General features: G+C 70.2%; 19 protein-coding genes, 1 tRNA gene and 5 pseudogenes. 9 read left to right on the top strand and 16 right to left on the bottom strand.

What is annotated here, in order from left to right; all coding sequences use genetic code 11:
* The first annotated feature begins 105 nt into the window (after window positions 1–105).
* Both orn and E4N62_RS01260 read left to right on the top strand, forming a co-directional pair.
* The gene (gene orn / locus E4N62_RS01265; RefSeq protein WP_184893722.1) at window positions 106–708 is read left to right on the top strand and encodes an oligoribonuclease; all 603 of its coding nucleotides are present in this window, start codon (window positions 106–108) and stop codon (window positions 706–708) included.
* Window positions 709–835: 127 nt separating this feature from the next.
* Window positions 836–908 (top strand) — tRNA-His (locus tag E4N62_RS01260).
* Between the two features lie 145 nt (window positions 909–1,053).
* Here the strand turns inward: E4N62_RS01260 and E4N62_RS01255 are convergent.
* From E4N62_RS01255 to E4N62_RS01240, 4 genes and pseudogenes are all read right to left on the bottom strand, one after another.
* Window positions 1,054–1,245 (bottom strand): hypothetical protein, encoded by a 192-nt coding sequence (locus E4N62_RS01255; protein WP_230211541.1) that lies wholly within the window; start codon window positions 1,243–1,245, stop codon window positions 1,054–1,056.
* A 146-nt stretch (window positions 1,246–1,391) separates the two neighbouring features.
* Window positions 1,392–1,529, bottom strand: a pseudogene (locus tag E4N62_RS01250) (IS30 family transposase); the annotation flags it as partial.
* 113 nt (window positions 1,530–1,642) lie between these two features.
* Entirely contained in the window at window positions 1,643–2,488 is an 846-nt protein-coding gene (locus tag E4N62_RS01245) for a serine/threonine protein kinase (protein ID WP_230211540.1), read from the bottom strand.
* Between the two features lie 105 nt (window positions 2,489–2,593).
* Entirely contained in the window at window positions 2,594–3,649 is a 1,056-nt protein-coding gene (locus E4N62_RS01240) for a LacI family DNA-binding transcriptional regulator (RefSeq protein WP_230212361.1), read from the bottom strand.
* A gap of 442 nt (window positions 3,650–4,091) precedes the next feature.
* Here E4N62_RS01240 and E4N62_RS01235 point away from each other — a divergent pair, with 442 nt between their 5' ends.
* From E4N62_RS01235 to E4N62_RS01220, 4 genes and pseudogenes are all read left to right on the top strand, one after another.
* A complete protein-coding gene (locus tag E4N62_RS01235; RefSeq protein ID WP_230211539.1) occupies window positions 4,092–5,453 on the top strand; it encodes an ABC transporter substrate-binding protein in 1,362 nt (453 codons plus the stop codon).
* A 5-nt stretch (window positions 5,454–5,458) separates the two neighbouring features.
* Window positions 5,459–6,458, top strand: a pseudogene (locus E4N62_RS01230) (carbohydrate ABC transporter permease).
* Between the two features lie 10 nt (window positions 6,459–6,468).
* The gene (locus tag E4N62_RS01225; protein ID WP_230211538.1) at window positions 6,469–7,386 is read left to right on the top strand and encodes a carbohydrate ABC transporter permease; all 918 of its coding nucleotides are present in this window, start codon (window positions 6,469–6,471) and stop codon (window positions 7,384–7,386) included.
* Between the two features lie 136 nt (window positions 7,387–7,522).
* A complete protein-coding gene (locus E4N62_RS01220; RefSeq protein WP_230211537.1) occupies window positions 7,523–8,956 on the top strand; it encodes a GH1 family beta-glucosidase in 1,434 nt (477 codons plus the stop codon).
* Between the two features lie 77 nt (window positions 8,957–9,033).
* Here E4N62_RS01220 and E4N62_RS01215 read toward each other — a convergent pair whose 3' ends face one another.
* Window positions 9,034–10,158 carry a GNAT family N-acetyltransferase gene (locus tag E4N62_RS01215; RefSeq protein ID WP_230211536.1) on the bottom strand — a complete coding sequence of 375 codons (1,125 nt, stop codon included), beginning with the start codon at window positions 10,156–10,158 and terminating at the stop codon, window positions 9,034–9,036.
* Between the two features lie 207 nt (window positions 10,159–10,365).
* Between E4N62_RS01215 and E4N62_RS01210 the strand changes: the two genes are divergently transcribed.
* Window positions 10,366–10,809, top strand: coding sequence for an NUDIX domain-containing protein (locus E4N62_RS01210; RefSeq protein WP_230211535.1), 444 nt, complete (start codon window positions 10,366–10,368; stop codon window positions 10,807–10,809).
* Between the two features lie 98 nt (window positions 10,810–10,907).
* On the opposite strand, the gene E4N62_RS01205 is transcribed toward E4N62_RS01210, so the two are convergent.
* The 7 genes and pseudogenes from E4N62_RS01205 to E4N62_RS01175 form a co-directional block, all read right to left on the bottom strand.
* Window positions 10,908–12,926: a beta-galactosidase gene (locus tag E4N62_RS01205; RefSeq protein WP_230211534.1), complete on the bottom strand. Its 2,019-nt coding sequence runs from the start codon at window positions 12,924–12,926 to the stop codon at window positions 10,908–10,910.
* The gene (locus E4N62_RS01200) at window positions 12,923–14,245 is read right to left on the bottom strand and encodes a glycoside hydrolase family 36 protein (RefSeq protein ID WP_230211533.1); all 1,323 of its coding nucleotides are present in this window, start codon (window positions 14,243–14,245) and stop codon (window positions 12,923–12,925) included. The genes E4N62_RS01205 and E4N62_RS01200 overlap by 4 nt, the downstream gene beginning before the upstream one ends.
* 83 nt (window positions 14,246–14,328) lie before the next feature.
* Window positions 14,329–15,246 carry a carbohydrate ABC transporter permease gene (locus E4N62_RS01195; protein WP_230211532.1) on the bottom strand — a complete coding sequence of 306 codons (918 nt, stop codon included), beginning with the start codon at window positions 15,244–15,246 and terminating at the stop codon, window positions 14,329–14,331.
* On the bottom strand, window positions 15,243–16,235 hold the full coding sequence (locus E4N62_RS01190) for a carbohydrate ABC transporter permease (protein ID WP_230211531.1): 993 nt from the start codon (window positions 16,233–16,235) through the stop codon (window positions 15,243–15,245). The genes E4N62_RS01195 and E4N62_RS01190 overlap by 4 nt, the downstream gene beginning before the upstream one ends.
* Entirely contained in the window at window positions 16,232–17,542 is a 1,311-nt protein-coding gene (locus tag E4N62_RS01185; protein ID WP_230211530.1) for an ABC transporter substrate-binding protein, read from the bottom strand. The genes E4N62_RS01190 and E4N62_RS01185 overlap by 4 nt, the downstream gene beginning before the upstream one ends.
* A gap of 266 nt (window positions 17,543–17,808) precedes the next feature.
* Window positions 17,809–19,235 (bottom strand): annotated as a pseudogene (locus E4N62_RS01180) (sensor histidine kinase).
* A 37-nt stretch (window positions 19,236–19,272) separates the two neighbouring features.
* The gene (locus E4N62_RS01175) at window positions 19,273–19,971 is read right to left on the bottom strand and encodes a response regulator transcription factor (protein WP_230211529.1); all 699 of its coding nucleotides are present in this window, start codon (window positions 19,969–19,971) and stop codon (window positions 19,273–19,275) included.
* Window positions 19,972–20,071: 100 nt separating this feature from the next.
* On the opposite strand from E4N62_RS01175, the gene E4N62_RS01170 reads away from it, so the two are divergent.
* A complete protein-coding gene (locus tag E4N62_RS01170) occupies window positions 20,072–20,635 on the top strand; it encodes a hypothetical protein (RefSeq protein ID WP_230211528.1) in 564 nt (187 codons plus the stop codon).
* Between the two features lie 20 nt (window positions 20,636–20,655).
* Here E4N62_RS01170 and E4N62_RS01165 read toward each other — a convergent pair whose 3' ends face one another.
* The gene (locus E4N62_RS01165; protein WP_230211527.1) at window positions 20,656–21,477 is read right to left on the bottom strand and encodes a spermidine synthase; all 822 of its coding nucleotides are present in this window, start codon (window positions 21,475–21,477) and stop codon (window positions 20,656–20,658) included.
* A 191-nt stretch (window positions 21,478–21,668) separates the two neighbouring features.
* A pseudogene (locus E4N62_RS01160) lies at window positions 21,669–22,041 on the bottom strand (hypothetical protein).
* Between the two features lie 258 nt (window positions 22,042–22,299).
* Here E4N62_RS01160 and E4N62_RS01155 point away from each other — a divergent pair.
* The gene (locus E4N62_RS01155) at window positions 22,300–23,811 is read left to right on the top strand and encodes a hypothetical protein (RefSeq protein WP_230211526.1); all 1,512 of its coding nucleotides are present in this window, start codon (window positions 22,300–22,302) and stop codon (window positions 23,809–23,811) included.
* Between the two features lie 99 nt (window positions 23,812–23,910).
* On the opposite strand, the pseudogene E4N62_RS01150 reads toward E4N62_RS01155, so the two are convergent.
* Both E4N62_RS01150 and E4N62_RS01145 read right to left on the bottom strand, forming a co-directional pair.
* Window positions 23,911–25,187 (bottom strand): annotated as a pseudogene (locus E4N62_RS01150) (IS701 family transposase).
* Window positions 25,188–25,485: 298 nt separating this feature from the next.
* Window positions 25,486–26,082, bottom strand: coding sequence for a histidine phosphatase family protein (locus E4N62_RS01145; protein WP_230211525.1), 597 nt, complete (start codon window positions 26,080–26,082; stop codon window positions 25,486–25,488).
* Between the last annotated feature and the right edge of the window lie 108 nt (window positions 26,083–26,190).

Below are 26,190 nucleotides of genomic sequence, written 5' to 3'. Positions count from 1 at the left end.
AGTTCACGTACCGGCCGTACGGCCCGGTCCCGCACCCGATCACGCCGTGATCACCCTGGTGCAGGACCGGGCCGTACGGCTGTCACGGGCCGTAAGGTGAGACACATGAACGATCGCATGGTGTGGATCGACTGCGAGATGACCGGCCTCTCGCTGTCGGACGACGCGCTCATCGAGGTGGCCGCCCTCGTCACCGACTCCGAGCTGAACGTGCTCGGCGAAGGAGTCGACATCGTCGTCCGCCCGCCGGACTCGGCGCTGGAGACGATGCCGCAGGTGGTGCGCGAGATGCACACCGCGTCCGGCCTGCTGGACGTCCTGGCCGGCGGCACGACGCTCGCCGACGCCGAGGAGCAGGTCCTGGCGTACGTACGGGAGCACGTGAAGGAACCGCGCAAGGCACCGCTGTGCGGCAACTCGGTGGGCACGGACCGGGGCTTCCTCCTGCGGGACATGCCGACGCTGGAGGAGTACCTGCACTACCGCATCGTCGACGTCTCCTCGATCAAGGAGCTGGCCCGGCGCTGGTACCCGAGGGCGTACTTCAACAGCCCGGAGAAGAACGGCAACCACCGGGCCCTCGCCGACATCCGCGAATCCATCGCCGAGCTCCGCTACTACCGCGAGGCGATCTTCGTCCCACAGCCCGGCCCCGACTCGGACACGGCCCGCACGATCGCCGCGAAGCACGTCCTGCCCGGTCGGTAGCCCCGCCACCGGGGCCCGGTCGGCTCCGGAACCGCCCCCACCGAAACGCGTGCGCGGGCACCCCTTCGGACCCTGTACACTTTTTCTCGGCCGGTCGGTGAAACCTTCGGATGAACCGCCGGTCATGGTGGGTGTAGCTCAGCTGGTAGAGCACCTGGTTGTGGTCCAGGATGCCGCGGGTTCGAGTCCCGTCACTCACCCTGAACAACGAGCCCTTCGACCTGGCAACAGGCCGGAGGGCTCGTTCGTGTGCGCTGCACCACCATCGATGAGCAGAGTCGGCGGTTTCCAGCGGTCGTTGCAACACGCTGGTAGTGGTGTGGCGCCGGCTGCGGAGTTCTTGCTTCACTTCCCGTCGGTGTCGGTGGGAAGTGAAGCACCTTCGTGTGTCGGGTCTTCGGTGGGGGTGCGAAAGCGGCCCATGCTCGCCATGATCAGAACGGCTCCGGCCGGGGCCGCGAGGCCGTAGGCCAGGGGGAAGCTGTCTTTCACCAGGTTGAACAGAATGAGCAGGCCGGCGAGGCCGGTGATCAGCACGGGACGTCGGATGATGTGTCGCACGATGATCTTCAGGCGCCGGGTTCCGCGGGCGCGGGTGAGTCGTTCCCATTCTGACGCTGCCATGCCATCAGCTTAGGTCCGGCATGCGCGGCAGGTGCCTGATCTACCGCTCCGCCGGACGTTCAGAGGAGTTGACGCAGACGCTCGGCCGGGGTTTCCCAGCCGAGCGTTTTGCGTGGGCGGCCGTTGAGTTCGGAGGCGACTGCGGCCAGGTGTTCGCGGCTGTGGACCGCGAGGTCGGCGCCCTTGGGAAAGTACTGCCACGAAACCGCCTATCGGCTGAACCGGTTCGTGGCGGACCCCGCGCGTGTTGGACCGCGAGCACTCTGACCATTGATCTTGTGGCGGGTCGAGGCGAGTTGCCGGAAGGACCTCAGCTACGCAGCCAGGCTTCCCTGAACTCCTTCACGCCCGCGAAGCGTTCACCGGGATCGGGGTGCGTGGCCTGCTCCAGTACGCCCAGTTGAGCCGCCGTGCCCCGCCAGGCGCGCTCCTCGTCGCCGGCGTCGAGCAGCAGGCGTGCGGTGCGGCCGAGCGCGTGGACCGTGGTACGGATGTCGATCGTCGCGCCGCGCTCGTACTCCTCCGGCGCCATGAAGCGAGTCGACCCCGGCAGCCTCTCGGCATCCAGTACGAAGGGCCCCGGCCGGTACTCGTCGAGGTCGATCAGACGCATCTCCCCCACCGCGAAGTCGTACAGCAGGGCCCCGTCGTAGAGATCCACGGCGACGTACCCGGCGGCCTCGACTGCGAGGTGGGCGTCGAGGACGCGGGCGAAGGCCGCCTCGATCCGGTCGACGGACAGGGAGCGGAAGCGCGCCATCGGACTGTCTGGGTTCGTGCGGTCTCCTCTGCCGCGCTCGGCGGGGTCGTACAGCACCTCGCCGTCCCGCCAAGGCATGACCACGGCCGACCCGTCCCGCAACGCGATCCGGTGCACCTGCGGAACGATCACCGGGTGCCGTACGGCCTGGTGGAAACCCCACGCCCGCTCCAGCGACCGTCGGCCCACGGCAGTGACCGCCGTCTTCACGAACCACCGCTCATCGCGGACCCGCAGCCGAACGCCGTAGGCCATGCACCCCGAGTCCTGTTTCCCGAACACCCGGAAGACGTCGCCGACCCGGGACAGGTAGGCCCCGAGAGGGCCCTCGACCCGGTCGACGTCCAACAGCGGATGGTTTCCCGTGCTTTCCCCGTCGCCGCCAAGCTTCTCCATGAGAGCCAGGCTGCCAGCAGCACGGGGCAGCTTCGCCGCCGTCTCGTGGGCCGGCGGGCACGAGCCCACGCGGTCCCAAAGGCGGGCGTCCGCAGTGACCTCCCGTCAGGACGAAGCCCGCGCCACCAACTCCGTAGGCAGCACCACCTGCCGCCGTTCCAACCCCCGGGACACCGCCGGGCGGCGGTCCGCGATCTCGTCGAGGAGGAGGTCGATCATGGCGCGGCCCATCTCCTCGATGGGCTGACGGACGCTCGTCAGCGGAGGATCCATGTGGCGGGCGATCGCCGAGTCGTCGTAGCCGACCAACGCCACGTCGTCGGGTATGCGGCGGCCCGCCTCGCGCAGCACCTGGCGGGCGCCCGACGCCATCACGTCCGACTCGACGAAGACCGCGTCGAGGTCGGGGCGGCGGGCCAGCAGTTCCTTCATCGCCCTGCGGCCGCCCTCCTCCGTGAAGTCACCGGGGACGATCAGCCGCTCGTCGGCCTCGCGGCCGGCGTCGACGAGGGCCTCGCGGTAGCCGACGACCCGGCGCTGGGCACCGTAGACGTCGAGCCGGCCGGTGATCGTGGCGATCCGGGTGCGGCCCCGCGCGATCAGGTGCTCCACCGCCGAGCGGCCGCCACCGTAGTTGTCGGAGTCGACGGACGGGAGCGTCTCGTGCTCCGAGCGGGGGCCACTGATCACCGCCGGGATCTCCAGTTGCGACAGCAGGTCGGGGAGCGGGTCGTCCGCGTGCACGGAGACCAGGAGGACCCCGTCGACGCGGTGCGCGGCCAGGTACTGGGCCAGCCGGCGGCGCTCCCGGTCGCTGCCCGCGAAGATCAGCAGAAGCTGCATCTCCGTGTCGGAGAGCTGGGCGCCGACGCCCTTGAGGATGTCGGAGAAGTACGGTTCCGCGAAGAAGCGGGTCTCCGGCTCGGGCACGACCATCGCGATCGCGTCCGTACGGTTCGCCGCGAGCGCGCGGGCCGCCGTGTTGGGGACGTAGCCGAGCTCCGCGACGGCCGCCTCGACCGCCGCGCGGGTCGCGTCACTGACCCGGGGCGAGCCGTTGATCACCCGGGACACCGTCCCCCGCCCCACACCGGCCCGTGCGGCGACCTCTTCCAACGTCGGCCGCCCACCGCTCCGGCCCCGTGCTCCGCGGCCTGCCACCATGGTCGCCTCCCGTTCACACCGCGCTGGCGTGGAATCTAACAGTCCTGATCCTCGTACGACGTCCGGAAGGTGGTCCTTCGGCTTTCGGCGAGACCGGCGCGACCGGCGCGACAACTGGTTACGAGACGACTGGTTACACGAGTCCAACGGTCCCACAGGTCCTTCACGCCAACCCCGCCCCGCTCTCGTCGGCCCCGCCCCACTCCCATCGGCCCTCAGGTTAGTTAACAGCCCGATAACCGAAGACATCTCTCCGCGCTCGCTCCCTTGACACCCCCGCATGAACCGACGACTCTTCAACACATCACTTGTGGGAGCGCTCCCACAGTACCTGGCACTTACACATCCCGCACGTTCCCCGCCCGAGCCGCAGCAGTGAAAAGGGCCCAACAACGCAGTTGGCCGGGGGGTCGGCACGTCAGGGCATCAGGAGGACGCAATGCGAGCACGTACCCTCCCCCACTCCCGGCTCCGGTCGGGCGGGGGCACCCCTATCGCCCGCAGGACGCGCAGGACGGTGGCCATCGCGGCCGTCGCCGCGCTGGGCGCCGGGCTGCTGGCCGGCTGTGCCGACGACGGCAAGGACGAGGACGGCTCGTCGTCGGACGGCGGCGGTGGCAAGACCAAGATCACCCTGGGGCTCTTCGGCACTGCGGGCTTCGAGGAGTCCGGCCTGTACAAGGAGTACGAGAAGCTCCACCCGGACATCGACATCCAGCAGACCGTGACGGAGCGGAACGAGAACTACTACCCCGCCCTCCTCAACCACCTGACCACCGGCAGCGGTCTGCAGGACATCCAGATGATCGAGGTCGGCAACATCGCCGAGATCGTCGAGACCCAGTCCGACAAGCTGCTCGACCTGTCGAAGTACGGCAAGAAGAGCGACTACCTGGAGTGGAAGTGGCAGCAGGCCACCACCTCCGGCGGGCAGACGATCGCGGTCGGCACCGATGTCGGCCCGATGGCCATCTGCTACCGCAAGGACCTCTTCGAGGCGGCCGGTCTGCCGACCGACCGCGAGGAGGTGGGCAAGCTGTGGGCCGGCGACTGGAACAAGTTCGTCGAGACCGGCAAGAAGTTCAAGGCGAAGGCGCCCAAGGGCACCACCTTCCTGGACTCCCCCGGCGGTCTGCTGCAGGCGATCCTCAGCAGTGAGAAGGACCGGTTCTACGACGCCTCCGGCGAGGTCATCTACAAGACGAACCCGGCCGTCAAGGACGCCTTCGACCTCACGTCGCAGGCCGCGAAGGACGGGCTGATCGGCAACCAGACGCAGTTCCAGCCCGCCTGGGACACGACGATCGCCAACAGCAAGTTCGCCGCGATGTCCTGCCCGCCGTGGATGCTCGGCTACATCAAGGGCAAGTCGAAGCCCGAGTCGGCCGGCAAGTGGGACATCGCCCAGGCGCCGAAGTCCGGCAACTGGGGCGGCTCCTTCCTGTCCGTGCCCAAGAACGGCAAGAACGCCGAGGAGGCCGCGAAGCTGGCCGCCTGGTTGACCGCGCCGGAGCAGCAGGCCAAGCTCTTCGCCGTGCAGGGCAGCTTCCCGAGCACCCCTGCCGCGTACGACTCGACCGCGGTGAAGGACGCGAAGAACGACATGACCGGTGACGCGCCGATCGGCCCGATCTTCGCGCAGGCCGCCGAGAACATCCCGGTCCAGACGATCGGTCCGAAGGACCAGATCATCCAGCAGGGCCTGACCGACAACGGCGTGATCCTCGTGACCCAGGGCAAGTCGGCCGAGGAAGCGTGGAAGAACGCCGTGAAGACCATCGACAACGCACTGGACAAGTGACCGGCATGGCCACACGGCACGACACCGCCGCGCCCCCCGCGAAGGGGGGCGCGGCCCCGCCCGCCCGCGGAGTCTCCGTCCGAGGAACGACGCCGGGCCCGGCTGTCCCGCCGCTGGCAGCGGGACGTGCGCTGGAGCCCGTACGCGTTCGTCTCCCCCTTCTTCCTGCTCTTCCTCGCGTTCGGCCTGTTCCCGCTGCTCTACACCGGCTGGGCATCGCTGCACGCGGTGGAACTGACCGCCCCCACCGATATGAGCTGGGTGGGGCTGCGCAACTACACCCGGATCTTCGACGACGATTTCTTCTGGAACGCGGCGAAGAACACGCTGATCATCGGGATCATCTCCACCGTCCCGCAGTTGATGATGGCGCTGGGCATCGCGCACATCCTCAACTACAAGCTCCGCGCCTCGACCTTCTACCGGGTCGTGATGCTCGCCCCGTACGCCACGTCGATCGCGGCGGCCACGCTGGTCTTCGTGCTGCTCTTCGGCCGCGACTACGGAATGATCAACTGGTTCCTCGGTCTGGTCGGGTTCGACGCCGTCGACTGGCAGAACGACACATGGTTCTCGAAGATCGCCGTGTCGACCATCGTCATCTGGCGCTGGACCGGCTACAACGCGCTGATCTACCTCGCCGCGATGCAGGCGATCCCGCAGGACCTGTACGAGTCGGCGGCCCTCGACGGCGCCAGCCGCTGGAAGCAGTTCATCCATGTGACACTGCCGTCGCTGCGCCCGACGATCCTGTTCACCGTCGTGGTGTCGACCATCGGTGCCTCGCAGCTCTTCGCCGAGCCGCTGCTGTTCGACGCCAACAAGGGCGCGTCCGGCGGTCCTCAGCACCAGTTCCAGACGCTGGGCCTGTACCTGTACGAGCAGGGGTGGGTGTTCCACCACCTGGGCCGCGCCTCAGCGATCGCCTGGACGATGTTCCTGATCCTCATCGTGGTCGGAATCGTCAACTACGTCATCTCGCGCCGGCTGCGCGCCAGTAGTTAGGAGACCGGCCGTGACGACGACACTCAACAAACCCCCGGCCGACGCGGCTGCGGAGCCGCCGGAGAAGGGCAAACGCAAGCGCGGGCTGAAGGCGGCGCGCGCGGGCGGGCAGCACCACGCGGGCCCCCTCGCCTACCTCATCCTCATCGCGTTCACCCTGGTCTCGGTGTTCCCGCTGTTCTGGACGGCGGTCGCCGCCTCCCGGGACAACGCGCGGCTGGCGGAGACCCCACCGCCGTTCTGGTTCGGCGCGAACCTCTTCGACAAGATCGAAGTGGCCTGGGAGGACGCCAACCTGGGCGAGGCGTTCCTCAACACGACGATCGTGGCCGGTGTTTCGTCGCTGACCATCGTCTTCCTGTCGACGCTGGCCGGCTTCGCCTTCGCCAAGCTGCGTTTCCGGGGCCGGGGCGCGCTGATGCTGATCGTGGTCGGCACGATGATGGTGCCGCCGCAGCTCCAGGTGATCCCGCTCTACATGATGGTCGCCGAGCTCGGCTGGACCGACCAGCTCCAGGCGGTGATTCTGCCGTCGCTGGTCAGCGCGTTCGGCGTGTTCTTCATGCGGCAGTACCTGCTCCAGGCCCTCCCCGACGAGATCATCGAGGCGGCGAGGGTGGACGGCGCGAGCAGCTGGCGCGTCATCTGGCACGTGGTGTTCCCGGCCGCGCGGCCCGCGATGGCCGTCCTGGGCATGCTCATGTTCGTCCAGGCATGGAACGACTTCCTGTGGCCGTTCCTCGTGCTGACCCAGCTGGGCAGCCCGACCGTGCAGGTCGCGGTGGCCGGTCTGGGCCGCGGCTACACCCCCGACCAGGCCCTCATCATGGCAGGCGCGCTGCTGAGCACGCTGCCCCTGCTCCTGGTCTTCGCGATCTTCGGCAAGCAGATCGTCGGGGGCATCATGCAGGGCGCGGTCAAGGGCTGACAGCCCACGCCAGTCCGTACGTTCTCCAAGGGGCCGGGTCACCGCCGCCTCGGCCCCTTTCTCTCCGTTTCCTCCCTCTCTCCTTCCCCCCACTCATCTCCGTCGGTCTGCGACGACCACCTATGGGAGCGCTTCCATGCCTGAGCCCACCACCCCGGTGACCTTTCCTCCCGCCTTCCTCTGGGGCGCGGCCACCTCCGCCTACCAGATCGAGGGAGCGGTGCGGGAGGACGGCCGTACGCCCTCCATCTGGGACACCTTCAGCCACACCCCGGGCAAGACCGCCGGTGGCGAGACCGGTGACATCGCTGTCGACCACTACCACCGCTACCGCGACGACGTGGCGATGATGGCCGACCTGGGCCTCAACTCGTACCGCTTCTCCGTCTCCTGGTCGCGGGTGCAGCCGACGGGCCGGGGCCCGGCGATCCAGCGCGGCCTGGACTTCTACCGGCGGCTGGTCGACGAGCTGCTGGAGAAGGGCATCAAGCCGGCCGTGACCCTCTACCACTGGGACCTGCCCCAGGAGTTGGAGGACGCGGGCGGCTGGCCCGAGCGGGACATCGTGCACCGGTTCGCCGAGTACGCGCGGATCGTGGGCGCGGCGCTGGGCGACCGCGTCGAGCAGTGGATCACGCTCAACGAGCCGTGGTGCACCGCGTTCCTGGGCTACGGCTCCGGGGTGCACGCGCCGGGCCGTACGGATCCGGTGGCGTCGCTGCGCGCGGCCCACCACCTGAACGTGGCGCACGGGCTGGGTGTCGCGGCCCTCCGCTCGGTGATGCCGTCCCGCAACGCGATCGCGGTGAGCCTGAACTCGTCGGTGGTACGGCCGATCACGAACTCCCCCGAGGACGTGGCGGCGGCGCGGAAGATCGACGACCTGGCCAACGGTGTCTTCCACGGTCCGATGCTGCACGGCGCGTACCCGGAGACCCTGTTCGCCGCGACCTCGTCGCTGACGGACTGGTCGTTCGTGCAGGACGGTGACGTGGCGACGGCCAACCAGCCGTTGGACGCGCTGGGGTTGAACTACTACACGCCCACGCTGGTGGGCGCGGCGGACGCGGACCTGAAGGGCCCGCGTGCGGACGGCCACGGGGCGAGCGCGCACTCGCCGTGGCCGGGCGCGGACGACGTCCTGTTCCACCAGACCCCGGGCGAGCGCACGGAGATGGGCTGGACCATCGACCCGACGGGCCTGCACGAGCTGATCATGCGGTATGCGCGGGAGGCTCCGGGGCTGCCGATGTACGTGACGGAGAACGGGGCCGCGTACGACGACAAGATGGACTCCGACGGCCGCGTCCACGACCCCGAGCGCATCGCCTACCTCCACGGCCACCTGCGCGCGGTCCGCCGCGCGATCGCCGAGGGGGCGGACGTCCGCGGCTACTACCTCTGGTCCCTCATGGACAACTTCGAGTGGGCGTACGGGTACGGCAAGCGGTTCGGTGCCGTGTACGTCGACTACGCGACCCTCACCCGTACGCCGAAGTCGAGCGCGTACTGGTACAGCCAGGCGGCGAAGACGGGCGCCCTGCCGCCACTGGTGCCGACCTCGGCGTAACGGGCCACAGGGGTGGTGACGCGGCGGGAACCCTCCACGGGGTGCCCGCCGCGTTCATGGCCGAGGGAGCGAAGCGCTCAGCTCTCGCAGCTGTCCTCGCGGTCGTTGATGTCCCCGATGCAGGTGTCGTTGCCGGAGTCCCCGAAGGAGCGGTCGTTGCCCTGTGAGGAGTCGAGGGCGTCCAGGCGGTCGTTGCCGTTCCTGCCGAACATGACGTCGTCTCCGAAGCCACCGGTGATTCGGTCGGCCCCGCCACCGCCGAAGATGGTGTCGTGCCCGCCCTGACCGTCCACGGTGGTCCCCGCGGTGGCGGCGGGGTCGAGCGTGATGACGTCGTCGCCCGCGCCGGCGGTGATGTTGGCGGGCACGCTGCCCGTGATGGTGACTATGTCAGCGCGGTCCCCCGAGTCGAGGGTCAGGGTGCGACCGTCGAACGGGCACCGGACCGTGTCGACATCGACCTGGGTGCAGCCGGATCCCGCGGTGACGGTGTCGGCGTCGTCGCTGATGAAGACGGAGTTGTTGGAGCGGGTGATGGAGAGCGTGTTCGCCTTCCCCGCTGCGGCGTTGACGTAGATGCGAACCGTGTCCGACCTCACGCCGGTCGCCGCGTGCGCCTGTCCGGCCGACAGCACCGTCGCCACACCCAGCACCATGGTCGTCACGCCCGCTTGTACCGCTCTGCGCATGGACGTCTTCAATGCTCCTCCTCTTCTCCCTGATGGACACTGGCTGGTCTTGCCGTGATCCACCCTGGGGCCTGGGTGGTGACAGGACATGGGGAGCGAACCCCCAATTACCTTCTGCGTCGCGGGAGTTCGGGGTGATGGTGGCGCCCCGGGGGACATGAAGGGCGGGACGCGGGGCGGCAGCGCGTCGCCGCGGTGGCGTTCGTCCACGGCGAGCAGGGTGATCTCGCCGTGGTGGCGGGAGGGGTCGGCCTGCCAGGCGACGTGGCCGGCGATCAGCCCGTCGGTCTCGGCGACCGCGACGTACGTGTGCCGGTCGGGGTCGTGCAGGGTGGGGACGAGCGCGCGGTAGTCGCCACGCCGGTCGGCGTGCAGCGTGCCGAGGACGAGCCCGTCGAGCACGGGTCCGACGGAGTCCTCGAAGAACTGCCGGAACGTGTCGATGGAGTGGACCTCTCGGAACCTGAGGGAGACCAGGGGGAAAAGGACACCTCTGGCCCGCCGCTCGTCCATGACGCGCCGGCGGGCCGACCCTCAGTGGCGAGTACGCCAGGAAGCGAAGCACTCCATGCACGGCATGCTAGGGCGTGTTTCGGAAGTCCCTTCCGCTCTGCGACGCCCGGCACGCACTCTCGCCGCACCGGACGCCGCAGAGCCGCCCTTCGGGCGACGAAGGGACTTCCGAAACACGCCCTAGCGGCCTACGAAAGGACAGGTCATATGACTTTGCTGGTCGCCGCCGTCATCGTCCACGACCGGGACGCGGGGCGGGTCGCGCTCCTCCAGCGGGGCGAGAACGCCAGGTTCGCGCGGGGGAGATGGCATCTGCCGGTCGGCAAGAGCGAGCCCGGGGAGCCGATCACCCGGACCGCCGTGCGCGAGCTGTACGAGGAGACCGGACTGACCGTGACACCCGAGGCGCTGGAGGTCGTGCACCTCGTCCACGCGGCCCGGGGCGTCGACGCACCGGACGGCTTCCTCACCGTCGTCTTCGCCACCCACGAGTGGAGCGGAGAGCTGGAGAACCGGGAACCCCACAAACACGCCCAGGTCCGCTGGACCGACACCGGCGCGCTCCCCGATGACTTCGTGGAGGGCGACGCGGCCGCACTGCACGGCTATCTCGCCGGCGGACCACGGCTGTCCCTGCACGACTGGGAGTAAGGCACGCGCAGGGCCGTGGCCCCCTGGAAGGGGCCACGGCCCTGCGCGTCTGTGCACGCCCGGTTGCGAGGGGTCGGGCGTGCCGGGTCGGCCCGGCGTCAGCGTGGTTCGCGGACGACCGCCACGTCCCCGGGCTCCACCCGTACCGTCGTCGAGTCGGCGTTCGTGGTGATGCCCCTGCCCGTCAGCAGTTCGGACGCGTCCGTGGAGATCGCGACCTCGGCCGCCGTCCCGCCGTGGTTGATCAGGAAGAGGTAGTCCGCGTCGGGGCCCCGGCGCACCGCCGCCTCCACACCTTCCGGGGTCGTCCGGACCGGCTCCACGCCCGCCTCGGCGCGGATCCGGTCGAGCAGGGACGTCAGGGTCGTCGGGTCCGGGCGGGTGGCCAGGTACCAGGTCGTGCCCGAGCCGTGGGTGTGGCGGGTGACCGCCGGGACTCCGGTCAGGGGGCCGGAGGTGTACGAGGTCACCGCCTCGGCGCCCGCCAGGGCGACCCGTTCCGACCAGAGGGAAGCCGTACCGCCGTCGCTCAGGTCCACCGACTCCCCCGGCAGCAGCGGGAAGAGTTCGTCCGTGCGGACGCCCAGGGCTTCGCGGAACGCGCCCGGGTAACCGCCCAGCCGGACATGGCAGTTCTCGTCCACCGCGCCGCTGTGGAAGCCGACGGCCAGCGTGCCGCCGGCCTCCGCGAAGCCGGTCAGGTTGGCGGCGCCCGCGTCGTCCACCAGGTACAGGCTCGGCGCCAGCACCACCTTGTACGAGGTGAGGTCCGCGTCGGGACGGACGAAGTCCACCGCCACGCCCGAGCGCCACAACGGCTCGTACCAGGCGCGGATCAGGTCCTGGAAGCGGAGTTCGCCGCTCGGCTGGGACGGCAGCTCCACCGCCCACCACGCGTTCCAGTCCCACACGATCGCCACCTCGGCGACGCCCGTGCTGCCCCGCACCTCCGCCAACGACCGCAGATCCGCACCCAGTCGGACGACGTCCCGCCAGATCTGGCTGTCCGTGCCCGCGTGCGGCAGCATCGCCGAGTGCCACTGCTCGGCACCTGCCTTGGCGGCCCGCCACTGGAAGTACGCGATGCCGTCGGCACCCCGGGCCACATGGGAGAGCGCGTTGCGGCGCAACTCCCCCGCCGTCTTGGCCCGGTTGACCGGCTGCCAGTTGACCGCGCCGGTGGAGTGTTCCATCAGCAGCCACGGGCTGCCGCCCGCCAGGGAGCGCACCAGGTCGCCGCTGAGCGCGATGTCGATCTGCGACTCGGGGTCCGTCGACTGGAGGTAGTGGTCGTTGGAGACGATGTCCAACTCCGGCGCCCAGCGCCAGTAGTCGAGCTTGTCGAAGTTGAACATCACCATGAAGTTGGTGGTGGCGGGGGTGGCCGGGGCCGCCTCCAGCAGCACCTCACGCTCCGCCTTGCACAGCGACAGCAGCGCGTCGCTGCAGAAGCGGCGCCAGTCCAGTTGGTGGGTCGGGTTCGGGACCGCGCCCGTCGCACGGGGCGGGATGATCTCGTCCCAGTCGTAGTACCACTGGCTCCAGAACGTCGTGCCCCAGGCGTGGTTGAGCGCCGCCAGGTCGTCGCCGTACTTCTCCCGCAGCCAGACCCGGAACGCCGCCGCGCTCGTGTCGCAGTGGCACTCGCCGTTGTGGCAGCCGTACTCGTTGTGGACGTGCCACATGACGACGGCCGGGTGGTCGGCGTACCGCTCGCCCAGGACGCGGGCGATCCGCAGCGCGGCCTCCCGGTAGGCGGGGCTCGACGGGCAGAAGGTCTGCCGGCTGCCGTACGAGAGGGTGCGGCCGTCCCGGTCGACGGGCAGCGCCTCCGGGTGCTTGACGAAGAACCAGGCCGGCGGGGCGGCCGTCGGGGTCGCCAGGTCGGCGGCGATGCCGTTCTCGTGGAGCAGGGCGAGGATCCTGTCGAGGCGGGTGAAGTCGTACTCGCCCTCGCGGGGCTCCAGGAGCGCCCACGCGAAGATGTTGACGCTCACCATGTTCACGCCCGCCTCGCGCATGAGGCGTACGTCCTCGGCCCAGACCTCCTCGGGCCACTGCTCGGGGTTGTAGTCACCGCCGTAGGCGATGCCGGGGACCTTCAGTTCGCGCTTCATTCAGCGGCCTCCAGGCCCTTGGTCAGCAGTCGGCGGGTCGTCTCCACGCCCCAGGTGTCGAGCGACAGCAGTCGGTCGCTGGACGCCATCAGGCCGCCCGTCGCCTCGACATGGGCCGCCCAGCGCTCGCGGGTCTCGACGGCGGGGCGGGCCATCAGGCAGTCGGGGTCGTTCACCCAGAGGCGGCCGTGCTGCCACTGGCGGCCCGCGCCCGTGAACTCGGCGGCGTCCTGGCCGGGCTGGCTGTGGTCGTCGGCCTCCGAGCGGCGGTGCGGGGCCGTGTCGGGGCTGACCCGCATCGCGTCGAACAGGCCGATGGAGGGGAGGATCGGCGCGCCACAGCCCAGGAGGTAGGCGTCGGGGCCGATGGCGGCGCGGATCAGTTCGATCCCGGAACGGTACGCGGTGAGCGCGTCCACACCGGCGTGGCGTACGCCGTCCAGCGCGCCCGCGTACAGGAAGTCGACCTTGAAGTAGTCGTAGCCCTCGGCGCGCAGGGTGGTGAAGACCTCGGTGAGGTAGGCCGCCGCCTCGGGGTGGGTGGTGTCGAGGACGTACAGGTCGTGGCCCCAGTTGCGGCCGGCGTGGGTGAAGCCGCCGTTGTCGTCGCGCACCAGCCACTCGGGGTGCTCGGCGGCCAGGGTGCTCGCCGGGTCCACGAGGAAGGGGGCCGTCCAGATGCCCGCGCGGCGGCCCCTCGCCCGGATGACCTCCGCGATGCCCGCGCGGGAGCGGAAGCGGCCGGAGAGGCTGAGCCAGTCGCCCAGGGCCTTCTGGTAGCCGTCGTCGATCTGGACGACGTCGATGGGCAGGTCGAGGGTGTCCATCGCACGGAGGTTCTCGTGGATGTCGTCCTCGGTGACGGAGGTGAAGTACTCGTACCAGGAGCACCAGACGGTGGGGGCCGGGCGGGGGGCCGCGAGGCCGAGGCCCGCCGCCCACTCGCCCAGCACCGCCTGGATGTCCGTGCCGGTCCACTCCTTCACCGGGCCGTCGGCGCTGACCTCGGCGATCCCGTCCCGGACCACCAGGCGGACGGACGGGACCTCGCGCACGGGGTCGGGGGCGGCCCACAGCCGGACCGGTGAGCCGTCGCCCGGGTCGAGGGCCAGCAGGCCCTCGCCCTGGAAGGTGCCGGCGGGGGCGGTGACCCCGGGGCGGTAGCAGACGGTCGCCCAGTTGTCGTTGGTCGGACGGTACGGGGTCGCGTCGAGGGCGTAGGAGCCGCTGGGACTCCAGGACTGCCAGCCCTCCTCGTGGACCCGTGCCGTACTGGTGTCCACGGGCACGCAGACCACGGGGGTGAAGGGGTGGGGCACGGTGGTTCTCTCTCGGAAGGATGCGGGAACGGGTGGCGCCGGGCCCGCTCGGACCCGGCGCCGAACCTGTACGAGGTCTGCTGTCAGCCCTTGTTGGCGCCCAGGGTCAGACCGCCCACGAACTGCCGCTGGAGCAGGAAGTAGACGATCAGGGTCGGGATCGCGGTGAGCAGGGCCCCGGCGGCGACGAGGTTGTTGTCGGTGAAGAACTGGCCGGAGAGGTTGTTCAGCGCCGAGGTGATCGGCATGTTCTCGCCGGTGGAGATCAGGACGAGCGCCCAGAAGAAGTCGTTGTAGATCCAGATGGACAGCAACGTGGCGAGGGCGGCCATCGCGGGCTTGCACAGCGGCAGCACGATCTGCCAGTACATCCGCCACACCGAGGCGCCGTCGACGAGCGCGGCCTCGGTCAGTTCGTGCGGCAGCGAGCGCATGTAGTTGCTGAGCACGAAGGCACAGAACCCGGACTGGAACGCGATGTGGATGAGGACCAGACCGAGCGCCGAGTCGTACAGCTTGCCGCTCATCGTGATGCCGGGCAGGTCGATGAGCAGGTACAGGCGGTACAGCGGAGTGATGATGACCTGCTGCGGGAGCAGGTTGCCGGCCGTGAAGACCAGCAGCAGTGCCAGGTTGAGGCGGAAGTCGAAGCGGCTGACGTAGAACGCGACCATCGACGACAGGAACAGCGTGAGGAGTACCGCCGGGACGGCGATGAGCAGCGTGTTCACGAAGTAGTGCGTCATGTCCGACTGCGTGAACGCGTTCGTGAAGTTCTCGAAGGTCAGCTTGTCGGGCCAGGAGACATAGCCCTTCTCGCTGGTCTCCGAGTACGGCCGCAGCGCCGCGTAGATCGCCCAGAGCAGCGGGGCGAGCCAGGCCAGCGCGGCGCCGGCCAGGAACACGTGCAGCAGGATCCGGGCGGGGCGGACGGGTGTGCGCTTCTTCTGCGGGCCCGTCACGATGCCGTCGGCGACGGTGGGGACGGTGGAGGCGCTCATGCGCGGCGCTCCTTCCGGAAGGTGCTGATCAGATACGGAATGATCACGACGAGGGAGATCAGCAGGAGGACGACCGCGATCGCCGACCCGTATCCGATCCGGCTGGACTCACCGATGATGTTGCTGGTCACGAGGATCGACAGCAGCTCGGTGCCCTGGGCTCCGCCGTTGAAGACGAAGACCAGGTCGAAGGCGCGCAGTGCCTCGATGATGGTGACGACCAGGACGACGGTGTTGGTGGGGCGCAGCGTCGGGAAGATGACGTTCTTGAAGGTCTGCCACTCGTTGGCGCCGTCGAGCGCGGAGGCCTCGCGCAGCGAGGGGTCGACGCCCTTCAGGCCGGCGAGGTAGAGGATCATCATGTAGCCGGTGTGGCGCCAGGACGCGGCGATGAGGACGGCCCAGAGGTTGAGGTCCGGGTCGCCGATCCAGTCGATGTACTTGCCCGGTTCGTTGGCGCCGATCAGGCTGTTGATCAGGCCGGTGTCGGGGTTGTAGACGAGCTGCCACACGAAGCCGATGACGGCCATGGACAGCACGACGGGCAGGAAGAACGCCGTCTGGTAGACCCGGCTGAACCGGATCTTCTTGTCCAGCTGCACGGCCAGGAACAGGCCCATGGGCGTCGGGATCAGGATCAGGACGACGAACCAGACCACGTTGTGCTCGACGGCCGGCCAGAACTGCGGGTTGTTGGTGAAGAGTTCCTTGAAGTTCTCCAGGCCGACCCACTTGATGGCGTCGAAGCCGATGCCGTCCCAGGTGGTGAAGGCGAGGAGGATCGAGGCGAGGGCCGTCACCCACACGAGCAGCACGTGCAGGATCGTCGGCAGGCCCGCCATCACACCGAGAACCAGCCGGTCGCGCCTGGTCAGCAGGCGCTTGTGGCCGGTCTCGGGCTTCTTGGCGGGGACATGGGCAGAGCCCGGAAGCGGCGCCTTGGCCGCTTCCGGGTCGCCCGACTTCTCGGGGGTGTCGGTCGTCGTCATGAGGAAGCGAAGATCGTCTTCTTCTGGCGCTCGATCGACGAGAGCAGACTGTCGATGCCCTTGGGGTCACGGATGAACTTCTGCAGCGAGGGCTGCATCACCGTGGACGTGAAGTCCGGGCGGCTGTCGCGGTCCATGAACTGGGTGAGGCTCTTGGCACCCGAGATCATGTCGTACGCCTTCTTCTGCAGCGGCGTGTACGACGAGGTGTCGGCGCCGGAGGCGGCGTGGACGACGCTCGGGTCGGCCTTGAGGTAGATGTCCTCGGCCTCCGTGGTGCCCAGGAACTCCAGGAGCTTGACGGCCTCGGCCTTGTTCTTGGGGCTCTTGCTCATCATGAAGCCGTCGGTGGGCGCCTCGACGGTGTCCTGGCCGTACGCCGGGTCGATCTCCGGGAAGGCGAAGAAGTCGAGGTCGTCGAGGTCGTCCTTGTTGGTGAACTGCTGCGCCACGAAGGTGCCCAGCAGGTACATGCCGGCCTTCTTCGACACCAGGGTCTGCGCCGCGTCCTGCCAGGTACGGCCGACGGCGCCCTCCTGGTGGTACGGGAGGAGCTCGGCCCACAGGTCGAAGGCGGACTTGACCTTGGCGTCGGTCCAGGACGCCTTGCCCGCCATCAACTCGACGTGGAAGTCGTAGCCGTTCTTGCGGAAGTTGATCTGGTCGAAGGTGCCGAGCGCGGGCCAGGCGTCCTTGTCACCGAACGCGATCGGGGTGAGCCCGTCCTTCTTCATCTGCTTGCACAGGGCGATCAGCTGGTCCCACGTGGTGGGGACCTCGTAGCCCTTCTCCGCGAAAACGCTCTTGCGGTAGAAGAGCGCCCAGGGGTACGTGTACAGCGGCACGAAGTAGTACTTGCCGTCCTCGCCCTTGCTGAGCTTCTGCATCGCCTCGGGGAAGTTGCCCTGGATGGTCTTCCACACGTCGTCGATCGGCGAGGCCAGGCCCTTGGCCGCGAAGAACTGCATCCGGTAGCCGGCGAACCAGGTGAACACGTCGTCCGGCGTACCCTGCAGGTAGGAGTTGATCTGCTCCTGGAAGGTGTTGGAGTCCTTGGTGTTCACGTCGACCGCGATGCCGGACTGCTTCTTGTACGCCGCGTAGATCTCGGCGAACGCCTTCTTCGGGACCGGGTCGGACGCCTTGGAGCCGAGGGTGACGGTCTTCGGGTCGGCGGCCGTGCCGCTGCCACCGCAGGCGCTCAGCAGGGGGATGCCGGCGCCGAGTGCGGCAGCGCCGCCTATGCCACGCAGCAGGGTACGGCGGCTCGGACCGGGCACGGCGAGACCGGAAGGTGTGAGTTGCATGTACGGCTCCCTGGGGGACAGGTCGTTCGGTCTCAATGGCCCTCGCCGGTGACTGATCGAAAACAATCAGAAACCAACTCGACCGAACACGTTGGCCGCCATAACAGCTCTATGTCATGTCATGCGTCAAGACCTCTTGTCCCCCTTTGTTGAAACGTAATCCCTGGTTGTCGAAACGTGACCGTCACACACGTGAGCCACGTCACCCACGGACATGTATCCACATACGGGACACAGCGCCCGAACAGGCGATCGCACAGGCCCGATCACGACGAGACACGCGACTGCCCGGGGGCGAACAGGGCCCTGGTGTGTTTGCGCCGGCGTATGGACGCGCCCCGGTGTCCCCGGCGAGCCGACGGCCCGCCGTCCCGGCCCGCGCCCCCGTTCAGCTGGATCCAGATCCGCACCTCGGTCCCGCCCAGCACCGACGACCCGATCCGTACATCGCCGCCGGTCGACTCGGCGAGGCGGCGCACGATGTCGAGGCCCAGACCGGTCGAGCCGGCGCTGCCGGAGCCCCTTCCCCGGGCCATCGCGGCCTCCGGATCAGCGATCCCCGGACCGGCGTCGGAGACCAGAACGATCACCGCATCCTCGCCGTTGTGAACGTCGACAGCGAACGCCGTGCCTTCCCCCGTGTGCCGGAAGACATTGCCGAGCAGGGCGTCCAGGGCGGCGGCCAGGTCCGCCCGGGACACGGGTATGCGCACCGGGCGCTCGACCCCGGCCACCCGCCACTTGCGGCCCTCGTCCTCGGCGAGCGCCGACCAGAACGCCATCCGCTCCCGGACCACCTCGGCCGCGTCGCACCCGGCGCCCGGCCCCGCCACCGCCGTCTGCGGCTTGGCCTCCCGTGCCGTGCGGATGATCGTGTCGACCTCCCGCTCCAGCTGCTCGACCGCCGCCCGGGTCTGCTCGGCGGCCGGCCCGTCGCCGAGGGAGGCCGCGTTGAGCCGGAGCACCGTCAGCGGGGTGCGCAGCCGGTGCGACAGGTCCGCCGCCAGCTCCCGCTCGTTCGCCAGCAGCTGGACCACCTGGTCCGCCATCGCGTTGAACGCCACCGCCGCCAGCCGCAGCTCCTTCGGCCCCGTCTCCGGCACCCGCGCCCCCAGCTGCCCCTCCCCAGCTCGTGCGCGCTCTCGACCAGCCGCCGCGCGGGCCGGACCATCCGTACCCCGAGCCGGTCGGCCACCGCGACCGAACCGACGATCAGCAGCACGCCCACCCCGGCGAGCACCGCCCACGCCGTGGCGACCCCGTTGGTCACCTCCGACTCGGGCACATACACCTCGACGACCGCTATCGCGCCGGAGCTGAGCGCGGTGGGCTGCAGCAGCGTGGACCCGCCCCGCACCTCGGTGGTGGAGGCACGGCCCAGCTTCCGCACGGTCGCGATGTCCTCGTCGGAGGCCCGCTGCCGGCCCAGGTCGAGCGCGGCGGCCCCCGCGCCGTCCGCCGGTAGGTGCACCGCCATCCCGTCGTCCGACCCGGCCGAGGCGACGACCCGCTCCAACTGCTCGCGGTCGGTGGTGATGGAGAGCGCCGGGGCGATCGCGGCGGCCTCCCGCTCGGCGCCCGAGAAGGCCCGGTCCCGCGCCATCTCCTTGACGACCAGCCCCAGCGGCACCGCGAAGGCCACCACGACCATCGCCGTCACCGCCAGGCACACCTTGACCAGCGCCCACCTCATGGCCGCACCACCCCGCACGGCCCGACCGGCGCCCGCCTCATGACCGCGCCCCCGGCGGCTCCAGCTTCACGCCGACGCCCCGCAGCGTGTGCAGATAGCGGGGCCGCGCCGCCGTCTCCCCCAGCTTCCGGCGCAGCCAGGAAAGATGCACGTCGATGGTCTGGTCGTCGCCGTAGGACTGCTGCCACACCTCCGCGAGCAGCTCCTTGCGCGCGACGACGACACCGGGGCGGCCGGCGAGGAACGCGAGCAGGTCGAACTCGCGCCGGGTGAGGTCGAGCCGTACGCCGTCCAACTCGGCCTGGCGGCGCAGCGGATCGATCGCGAGGCCGCCGACCCGGATCACCGTGGACGGCGGCACCTCGCCGGCCAGGGCCCGGGAGCGGCGCAGCACGGCCGCCATCCGGGCCGACAGGTGCTCGACCGAGAACGGCTTGGTCACGTAGTCGTCCGCGCCCGCGTTCAGCAGGCGGACGATCTCCGACTCGTCGTCCCGCGCGGTCGCGATGATCACGGGGACGTCCGTGATGCCGCGCAGCATCTTCAGTGCCTCCGAGCCGTCGAGGTCGGGCAGCCCGAGGTCGAGGATCACCACGTCGAAGCGGACGTGCGCGACCTCGCGCAGCGCCTCCAGTGCCGTACCGACGCTGCGCACGGTGTGGGCGGCGTCCGTCAGATGCCTGATCAGCGCCGAGCGTACGAACTGGTCGTCCTCGACCACGAGCACACTTGCCATGCGCCGCACCGTACGCCAAACGGGCCGGGCCGGTCGGGGCCTGTGGACAACTCACGCGACCCCGGCTCGGCCACGACACCACCGGGGCCGGTGGGGCAGTATGGCCGCGATGCGCAGAGGACTCCTACACGCACTGGCCTGGCTGCTCGCCACGGGCGCGGCGGTCACGCTGACGTGGTGGGCTGTCCACACGGTGATGACCGGCACCGCCTACGACCCGCCCCGCGCCCTGCCCATCACGGCCGCCGACACCCAGGGCCGGGGCGCGCCCGCGTCGATCACACCGACCGCGCTCCCGGAACCGTCGCGCAAGGCCGACGAGCAGCGGCAGGACGACGGCGACGAGCCGTCCGCGACCCCGTCCGAACCGTCGAAGTCCGCGAAGCCCGGCCCTCGTCCGGGCACCGGAGCCCCGACCGGGCCGGGCGGCCCGGCCGACTCGGGTGAGGTCAGGTCCTACGACACCGAGGGCGGCCGGGTGGTGTTCTCGCTGGGCGAGGAGTACGCGACCCTCGTGTCGGCGACGCCCGGCTCGGGTTGGTCGATGCAGGTGTGGAAGACCGAGACGTGGATCCGGGTCGACTTCGCCGCCGGCGCGGACCGGGTGTCGGTGTTCTGCACCTGGCACGACAGCGCGCCCCGGGTGGACGTCCAGAACTTCTGAGGACCGTCGGGGCGGGTGGCTCAGCGGAACACCGAGGACGGCGGCGCCGGTGAGGCGGTCGCCACCGCGTCCGTCACCGGCACCGCCCCGCCCGTGAAGTCGGTGAGCGCGCGGCCGTGTTCGACACGGCCGGGGTGCGGGTCGGAGGCGGCGCGGCGGGTCAGTTCGGCGATCGGGAGCGGTTGGTCGGAGGCGACGAGAACCGCGTTGCCGAATCGTTTGCCCCGCAGCACGGTCGGGTCGGCGACCAGCGCCAGTTCGGGGAAGACGACGGCCGCGGTGGCGATCTGCGCACGCAGATGGGCCAGCGGCGGGCCGTCGGCGAGGTTGGCGGCGTAGCAGCCGCCGGGCTTCACCACCCGCCGTACGTCCGTGAGGAACTCCGTCGACGTCAGGTGCGCCGGGGTGCGCGCCGCGCTGAACACGTCCGCGATCACCAGGTCCGCCCACCCGTCGGGCACCTTCGCGAGCCCTTCGCGCGCGTCCGTCGACCGCACCCGCACCCGTGCGTTGGGGTCCAACGGCAGCGCCCGCCTGACGAGTCGGACGAGAGCCGCGTCGCGCTCGACGACCTGCTGGGTGGAGCGAGGCCGGGTGGCGGCGACGTACCGGGCGAGGGTGAAGGCGCCTCCGCCGAGGTGCACGGCGTGCACGGGCCGTCCGGCCGGGGCGACCAGGTCGATCACATGCCCGAGCCGCCGCTGGTACTCGAAGGACAGATGGGCGGGATCGTCGAGATCGACGTGCGACTGCGGCGCCCCGTCCACCAGCAACGTCCAGGCCCGGGCACGCTCCCGATCGGGAAGCAGCTCGGCGAGCCCCCCGTCGACCTCCTCGACCACGGCGTCGGCATCCTGCCCCGCCGCCCGCGCCCCTTCTTCGACCTGCCCACCAGTCCATTATCGGGCGTGGGCGGACGTGGGCGCGCCGGGCCCCAGGAGCGCCCCGACAGGGGCGCGGGGAACTGCGCGACACACCACGACGAACCCGCGGCCGCCGACGCACGGAACCCCGATGGCGACCGGGCACCACCTCACCGACAGTTGTCCGCGGCCTGGATCAACCGCGCCGCCTCACCCAGCGCGGCGCGCAGCACCGCCGGGTCCGTCGCGAGGTCCACCTCACCCGGCGGCAACAACCACCCCCCCCTCCGGAGGAGCCAGCACGGCCCCCCGCCCGTCGCTCTGCGTGCACGTGCTCCCCGGCACGTCCCACGCGTCCGCCGTACCGGGCGGCACCAGGAACCCGAGGGTGTCGCACGTGTCGTCGTGCAGCACGGGCCCGACGGTCATGACGGGCCCCACCGCGTCGAGGGCGCCGCGGCGGAGGATGTCGACCGCCTCCAGTCCCTGCCGCGCGGGCACGGTCACCAGGTCGCAATCGGAACGGGGTTCGAGGTTCTTCATCCGGGCCTCCCACGCCTACCAGCGCCCTGCCCAACGTGCCGCCCTGTCAACGGCTACGGCGAAACTGCGCCGCAAAGGATGGCAGTTCATGGCAGATCCAGGATGAGATATCCGGTTTGTAGCCAAACCTCGCGTGGGGGCCCCGATGGGGCGGGTACGTTCTTGCCCCGCCGGACACAGCGGAACCAACCGTGCACCACGCACACAAGTCCTACTGAATCCGGCATGGTTCGACGGTTCGCGAGAGAGGGCCCGGCCATGACGTCGTCATCGGTGACCTCGTCCCAGTCCCCCCGTCCGCAACGACCGAATCTCGTCTTCAGGCAGCTGCGCGGGCAGCGTTCGCCGGGCGAGTTCGCCGCTGCGGTACGACGGGCCGCGCGTGAGATCGGCGAGCGGGTGAGCTGTGACGCTCGGTACGTCGGACGGGTCGAGGCGGGCGAGATCCGCTGCCCCAACTACGCGTACGAACGGGTGTTCCTGCATATGTTTCCCGGCCGAACGCTCACCGACCTGGGTTTCGCGCCCCGCGCGGAGGTACGCGGTCGGGGGGCGCGCCCCACCGACGAGGCGCCCTCCCCTCGCAACAAGAGCCGCTCGCACTCCTCATACGGAACGGGGGGTGAGACGGAAGGTGCGTACGAGCCGTATGACACGCAAGAGATGTACGACATGCAGGACCCGCGGGGCGACACGGGCTACGTGCGCGGCCGGCGGGGCACGCAGCAGGCGTACCAGAACGACGAGGAGAGCGACGTGCAGCGTCGCGCGTTCATGACCGGAGGTACCGCCGCGGTGGCGGCCGCCTCCTTCGGCCCCTTCCCCCTCGGCGGCGCGGCCAGGGCCCCCGCCTCCCCCGTGCACCGGGCGGGCACGGGGGAGGCGGGGGCCCTCGAAGCGGCCGTGCGCAAGATCCGGCTGCTCGACGACCGGCACGGGGCGGACGGGCTGTACCGCAGGGCCTCGGCGCCACTGCGGGCCGCGTACGCGCTGCTCGACGCGGGCACCACCCGGCAGACCACCGCCGACCGGCTCTACGCGGGGGCGGGCGAGCTCGCCATCTCCGTGGGCTGGCTGGCGCATGACTCGGGGCGGTTCGACGACGCCCGCTCGCACTACGCGGAGGCACTCGCCACGGCCCGGATGGCCGGGGACCCGGGTCTCGAGGCGCACGCGTTCTGCAACACGGCGTTCCTGGCGCGGGACGCGGGCCGCCCGCGTGAGGCGGTGCGGGCGGCGCAGGCCGCGCAGCGGGTGGCCCGGCCGCTGGGGTCTCCGCGGCTGATGTCCCTGCTGGCGCTGCGGGAGGCGGGCGGCTGGGCGGGGCTCGCCGACCGCACCGGGTGCGAGCAGGCGCTGGCCCGGGCGCACGCCCTGTTCGGGCGAGGGACCGCCGAGGCGGACCCGGAGTGGATGAGCTTCTACGGGGAGGCAGAGCTGGAGGGCCTGGAGGCGCAGTGCTGGTCCACGCTGGGCGACTGGCCCCGGGCGGCCCGGCACGCGCGCCGGGCGGCCGGTCTGCAGAACCCGCACTTCACACGGAACATCGCGCTCTACACCGCCGAGCTCGCGGACGACCTCGCGCGCGGGGGGCGTCCCGACGAGGCCGCGGCCGCCGGTATGCGGGTCCTCGACCTCCTCGACGAGGTCCAGTCCTCCCGCGTCCAGCAGATGCTGGCCGGCACGGCACGGGTGCTGCTGCCGCACCGGCGGGCATCGGGGGTGTCGGCGTTCCTGGAACGTCACGCGGGGGTCGCGCGCACGGCCTAGTAGGGCTCCGTTAGGTTGCTCTGGCTCTTGGGTTCTGGCTGGTGGTGGATGTTCTGGGCAGCGGGCGGTGGCAGGTGGTGCAGGTGCCGGTCCAGCAGTTCAGCAGGTCCTGGATGGCGTCGAGGATCTGGTAGAGGGTGAGTCCGCTGTATCGGCTTTTGGGGACAGGCGCTGTTCGGTGAGGAAGGCGTGGGCGGCGGTGACCAGGGTGACGTGGTGGTGCCAGCCGTTCCAGGAGCGGCCCTCGAAGTGGTCCAGGCCGAGGCCGTGCTTGAGTTCCCGGTAATCGTGCTCGATGCGCCAGCGGATCTTGGACAGGCGGACCAGTTCGGTGATCGGTGTGTCGGCGGGCAGGTTGGACAGCCAGTAGTCGGTGGGTGCTTCGGCGTCCTGGGGCCATTCGACCAGCAGCGTCACCTCGGGCAGGACACCGTCCCAGTGGCCGTGCTCGGCAGTGGCGGCGGCTTGGGCCAGACGGCGGGCCCTCACCCCGGCCGCCGCACCCGCAGCGCCAGAAAGCGTGAGTGCATCGGCCCGCGGGAGCCTTCACGCCAGGTCACCTCGGTGAACGCCTGCCGTCCGTGCTCCTGAGCCAGCGCTGCCACCGAGGACGGCTTGTCCCGGTAGCGGGGCTGCGGCCTGCGACCGTTCCCGGACCAGGCCGGGGCGGTGGGCCGCACGTCGTGCGGGTGGACCGTCACGTCCGAACGGACCGCCACGACATAGCCGATGCCCCGCTCGCTCAGACCGTCGCGGAAGTCGGCGTTCTGCCCGTAGCCGGCGTCGGCCACCACCACCGGCGGCACCAGACCCCACCCGGCCAGCTCGTCGAGGATGTCCAGGGCCAGACGCCACTTCTCCCGGTGCCCGACCTCCTGCGGTATCCCGGTCTTCTGCCGCCGCACCGCATCGTCCGCCCACTCCTCGGGCACGAACAGCCGCCACTGCAGCGGACAGGACGCCGTGTCGGAGACCGCGTGCACACTCACCGCGACCTGGCAGTTGGCCCGCTTGCCCAGCGCCCCGCAGTACTGGCGCGCGACCGCCACCGACATCTTCCCGTCCTTGGGGAACGACACGTCATCGACCGCCCACGCCTCCGGGCCGATTCTCGGCACCATCCGCTGGGCGATCCGCCGCCGCACCGGCACCGGATCCCACGTCGACTGGTTCACGAACTGCTGCAGGTTCTGCTCGTTGCCGTCCGGCAGCCGTTCCGCCATCGGCTGGATCGACTTCCGCCGTCCGTCCAGCATCAGTCCCCGCAGGTAGCAGTCGCCCTTCGCCCGCTGATCCTTGCGCGGCACCGACGCGAACACGTCAGCGACGAATAACGCCAACGTCGCCCGAGCACGGTTCACTTCATGTGCGTCCACACCTTCAGCGTTCCCCCAAACAGGACCGACAGACAGACGTAACGGAGCCCTACTAGGCCCTGTCGTCACATTCCCGTCGTCGCCCGAAGGGCGGCCCCGCGGCGTCGTGGGGGTACCTCCCGGTCGAGCGCAGCCGAGACTGGGGGAGCGTGCTCTCGGCGTGCCGGGCACTGACTCGCGTACTGGACGTACTCGGGTCAGTGCCCGGTGCGTCGAGAGCGCGTGCATGGCGTCGCGGGGCAGGCGGGAATGTGACGACAGGGCCTAGGGCGGGGAGGGCTCCCAGGGCTATCGATGATCAGCCCGCCAGGTGCCCCGTGTCGTTCCAGGACTCGATCGCCGGGTCGCCGTAGGCCCAGCCGAGGACCGACAGGGATGTCGGGTTGAGGCGGACGCGGGCGGCGAAGTCGAGGTCCAGGCCCAGCCATCGGGCGGCTATGGAGCGCAGCATATGGCCGTGGGCGAAGACGAGCACGTCACGCTCGGCGGACCGCGCCCACGCGACCACATCGTCCGCGCGCGCGGAGAGCTGCTGAAGTGTCTCCCCGTCGGGGACGCCGTCGCGCCACATCAGCCAGCCCGGCCGGAAAGCCTGGATCTCGGCGGGGGTGAGCCCCTCGTACGCCCCGTAGTCCACCTCCATGAGCGTGTCCCACTCGGTGGCGCGGTCGCCGAAGCCGGCCAGTTCGCAGGTCTCACGCGCGCGAGAGAGGGGACTCGTACGGACGTCGACACCGGGCAACCCGTCCAGGGGCGCCCGGTGCAGACGCTCCCCGAGGAGCTTGGCGCCGCGCCGGCCCTCTTCGAGGAGCGGGATGTCCGTCCTGCCGGTGTGCTTGCCGAGCAGGGACCATTCCGTCTGTCCGTGCCGGGCCAGCAGGATGCGCGGTGCCATGAGCGACCTTTCCGGGGACCTTCTGCGAGAAGGGAGAAATGGGAGGCGGATGCTTCCATCATCGCTCACGCTGTCGTGGGGCAACCCGACAGGCGATCCCAGCGTCTT

It is taken from the genome of Streptomyces sp. MNU76 (genome assembly GCF_020982545.1).
Lineage (GTDB): Bacteria > Actinomycetota > Actinomycetes > Streptomycetales > Streptomycetaceae > Streptomyces.
Note: the sequence above shows the minus strand (reverse complement) of the source record. Positions and strands in the feature narration are given on the sequence as shown.

Bases quoted from the DNA above. Each gene is read 5' to 3' on its own strand.
- E4N62_RS01145 (WP_230211525.1), bottom strand. From the start codon at position 26,082: ATGGCACCGCGCATCCTGCTGGCCCGGCACGGACAGACGGAATGGTCC.
- E4N62_RS01210 (WP_230211535.1), top strand. From the start codon at position 10,366: ATGACTTTGCTGGTCGCCGCCGTCATCGTCCACGACCGGGACGCGGGG.
- E4N62_RS01215 (WP_230211536.1), bottom strand. From the start codon at position 10,158: ATGGACGAGCGGCGGGCCAGAGGTGTCCTTTTCCCCCTGGTCTCCCTC.
- E4N62_RS01220 (WP_230211537.1), top strand. From the start codon at position 7,523: ATGCCTGAGCCCACCACCCCGGTGACCTTTCCTCCCGCCTTCCTCTGG.
- E4N62_RS01155 (WP_230211526.1), top strand. From the start codon at position 22,300: ATGACGTCGTCATCGGTGACCTCGTCCCAGTCCCCCCGTCCGCAACGA.
- E4N62_RS01170 (WP_230211528.1), top strand. From the start codon at position 20,072: ATGGCCGCGATGCGCAGAGGACTCCTACACGCACTGGCCTGGCTGCTC.
- E4N62_RS01245 (WP_230211540.1), bottom strand. From the start codon at position 2,488: ATGGAGAAGCTTGGCGGCGACGGGGAAAGCACGGGAAACCATCCGCTG.
- E4N62_RS01205 (WP_230211534.1), bottom strand. From the start codon at position 12,926: ATGAAGCGCGAACTGAAGGTCCCCGGCATCGCCTACGGCGGTGACTAC.
- E4N62_RS01195 (WP_230211532.1), bottom strand. From the start codon at position 15,246: ATGAGCGCCTCCACCGTCCCCACCGTCGCCGACGGCATCGTGACGGGC.
- E4N62_RS01175 (WP_230211529.1), bottom strand. From the start codon at position 19,971: ATGGCAAGTGTGCTCGTGGTCGAGGACGACCAGTTCGTACGCTCGGCG.
- orn (WP_184893722.1), top strand. From the start codon at position 106: ATGAACGATCGCATGGTGTGGATCGACTGCGAGATGACCGGCCTCTCG.
- E4N62_RS01185 (WP_230211530.1), bottom strand. From the start codon at position 17,542: ATGCAACTCACACCTTCCGGTCTCGCCGTGCCCGGTCCGAGCCGCCGT.
- E4N62_RS01235 (WP_230211539.1), top strand. From the start codon at position 4,092: ATGCGAGCACGTACCCTCCCCCACTCCCGGCTCCGGTCGGGCGGGGGC.
- E4N62_RS01190 (WP_230211531.1), bottom strand. From the start codon at position 16,235: ATGACGACGACCGACACCCCCGAGAAGTCGGGCGACCCGGAAGCGGCC.